This window comes from Shewanella sp. (genome assembly GCF_051658185.1).
In the GTDB taxonomy this organism is placed as follows: domain Bacteria; phylum Pseudomonadota; class Gammaproteobacteria; order Enterobacterales; family Shewanellaceae; genus Shewanella.
Genome location: NZ_JBOFMC010000420.1, coordinates 1 through 2863 on the forward strand (window position 1 = coordinate 1; position 2863 = coordinate 2863).

Consider the following 2863-nt stretch of genomic DNA (forward strand, 5'->3'; position numbering starts at 1 on the left):
ATGTAAATCACAAAACGTAAGTGACACTATCGCGAGTCCATGCTCAAAGGCCGCCATTTCCCCATCAAGGTGCTGATTCAACCCTCGGCGTTCACCTCATTCCTATTAAGACTAACCAGCGTTTTTTGCTTAGTCCTTTCACTGTGCTTCAGCGCTTCGGGCAACTGGCTAAACTCAAAAATGACAGGTGCTGAGCCCACCAGCGAGCCCATTGCAACTTGTTCAAGCAGCATTTCGCCCTGATGCATCAACGCTTCCCAATCGCGACTATCACCAAAATCATGCAATGCCCCGAGGGCGATTTCATGATAAGAAATGGTGCGGGTAAAAGGCGGATCAATCGGCTTGGGGATACGATCTTGGATACAAATAATATGTCCATTTGCTTTCAACAACGGTACTAATGCCGCCGCATGTTGGCCACTGACGGCATCAAATATTGCAAAATAGTTCATCGTGATTTGCGATAACTGACGGTAAACATGGCGGATATTAAGCGTCGCGGCCTTATCTTCCTTAAGGCTTGTAGACAGCACATCGACGGTAAACCCGGCCTTTATTAAGAGTTGTGCTAAGAGGTGATTAACCGCGCCAAAACCGGTAAGCAGCACTGTCAGGCAAGGCCTATGAGGAATTTTTTCAAAGGCTTGCCATGCCGTAAGCATAGGACAAGGCAGCGCCGCGGCCTTCTCAAAGGAGAGTCGTTCAGGCAGGGTCATTAACCGTGACACCTTGACTGGCGTGCACTCAGCAAAACTGCCCTGACGTTTAAGCGCGCCGTGGTAGGCAACGCGTCGGCCAAGCCATTGTGGGTCAACCTCGGAGCCTAAGGCAATAATCACCCCTGCGCCATCGACCCCAGGCACATGATTTTGCTGCCAATGCAGAGGATTGGCTTGAATAAACTTCCAGTCAACGGGATTAATACCGATGACTCGGTTTTGCACTAACACCTCATCAGGAGCTAATGTTGGCCTCGCCGCTGATGTTAGGCTCACGCTACGAGACTGGGGGTGATAACCCCAAATGGGATATGGTTGCATTGTGATTCCTTGTCTCACTACCTCGATTTCATGCTTTACCTCAATAAGGAAATAGGCTGAGCAACTCGGGGATGTTGAGTGTTGAGTGTTGAGTGTTGAGTGTTGAACGAGACACGGGAAACATTGTATTTATTGCGTGCCCCCTAAAGCTTAGGGCGTGTTCACCTAAGTTTATTGCGTGTCACCGAATGAGTATGCGACGCGGCTAAATAGCGTTCACACGACAATCCTGCTTAGGTGAGCAACGTGTTTCTTCCATCGTCCTAACGCTTTGTTTGCCGTGAACATAAGTACTCAAATATAAGTGCTCGAATATAGGTACTCTATATGTGAGCAAACAGCATTTGAAATAATGAATTTTTATAAAATTGATAAATCAATATTATAAAATCGCTTTGACTCACACCTGAGCAAGGCTAGCCGAGCGCTTAATCAAACGCTAAGCACTGATACACAGCCTTAAGGCAGGGCCGACAAGCTTGGTCCGTTCGTTGACATCCTCCACCCCCTAAAGGAGGTGGATTCCTACTGCTAGACGGCCATGCCCGACCGCAAGAATGTTCTTGGCTGCATTGATATCTCTATCATCATGCGTAGCACCACAACTGCTACAAGTCCATTCTCTTATTCGCAAACCTGCTCTACCTTTCGGACTGCTGGCGGGGATGTCCCCGCAGCTCGAACAGGTTTGGGTTGTGTAACTTTCGTTTACTTCTTCAAAAACAACGCCTGCGTGAGCGCATTTATATTCCAGCATTGTTTTGAGCATTCCCCAACCAGCATCTAACACAGACTTAGCCAGCTTAGTTTTAGTCATCGCGAGGGAATTGACGTTACCAACGAAAATCGCCGCATTGTTGTTAACTAACTGGCGACTGTATTTGTGCAAATCATCTTTTCTACGATTTCGGATTTTGGCGTGTATCGCCTTAACTCGGTGCTTATTATTAGCCCGTTGTGCAATACCTAATTGCTGTTCGAGTTTGCGATATTGACGACCTATAACCTTATCACCGTTGCTATCAGTAGCCGCCTCTTTACAACCAAGGTCAATACCAACGCTGGCTTTACCTGAGCTTGGTTGTGTATCGACTTCAACCACGACATTAAAGTACCAGCGGCCTTGCGCATCCTCGTTAAATGAGGCCGTTCTGAACTGATATTGACTCAGGCCGTAACTATCCCACACGCTGTAATAGTGACCATTGAAAAACACTTGGCCGTATTTCCATTTGGCCGCGCCAGTGTTAATCGGTATCCAGCCGAGTGAGCGTTTAGCGCCACCAGATTTACGCCAGTTAAGCCTCGACTTTTTGAACTGAACTCGGCGTGTAACGTATTCTTTGGCAATACATTGGAGCGTCTGACTGTGAAGCCCTAACTCCTTGTTTGCGCCTTTGGTGTAAGGATGAATATCAAATGCAGACAAAAACCGCCCACGCTCTTTGATAGCGCGTGAGCTTAATTCGTTGATATAGTTCCAGACAAAGTTAACGGCTTTAGCTTGTTGGCCTAATGCTGCCGCATGTTTGTCTTTCACTCTTAATTTCAATGTTTTTGTGCATTTCATTTGAACAGCGTACGCTTGGAATATTCAGAAAACAATATCAATTATTAACAGCACAAATAGCCTAGCGCTTACATCCCCACCCTAGAAGGGTGGGGTTTTACGCTTAATAAGAAAAAAAGCAGCCAACGGAGTGACTGCTTCTATGATGCTTCTTTTTATACGATTAACAGCACACGTTAGCCAAGTTTAGCTTTATTTTCAGCAGCCTCACAAGCTGCCGCGGTAAAAATCACGTCGGTTGAGCTGTTCA

2 protein-coding genes are annotated in these 2863 nt (G+C 46.6%); both read right to left on the reverse strand.

The window, feature by feature from the left end; genetic code table 11:
- Positions 1-77 precede the first annotated feature (77 nt).
- Positions 78-1043: an alcohol dehydrogenase catalytic domain-containing protein gene (locus tag ACRCZA_RS15445; RefSeq protein ID WP_438675281.1), complete on the reverse strand. Its 966-nt coding sequence runs from the start codon at positions 1041-1043 to the stop codon at positions 78-80.
- Between the two features lie 508 nt (positions 1044-1551).
- On the reverse strand, positions 1552-2613 hold the full coding sequence (locus ACRCZA_RS15450; protein ID WP_438675282.1) for an RNA-guided endonuclease InsQ/TnpB family protein: 1062 nt from the start codon (positions 2611-2613) through the stop codon (positions 1552-1554).
- Positions 2614-2863: the final 250 nt, after the last annotated feature.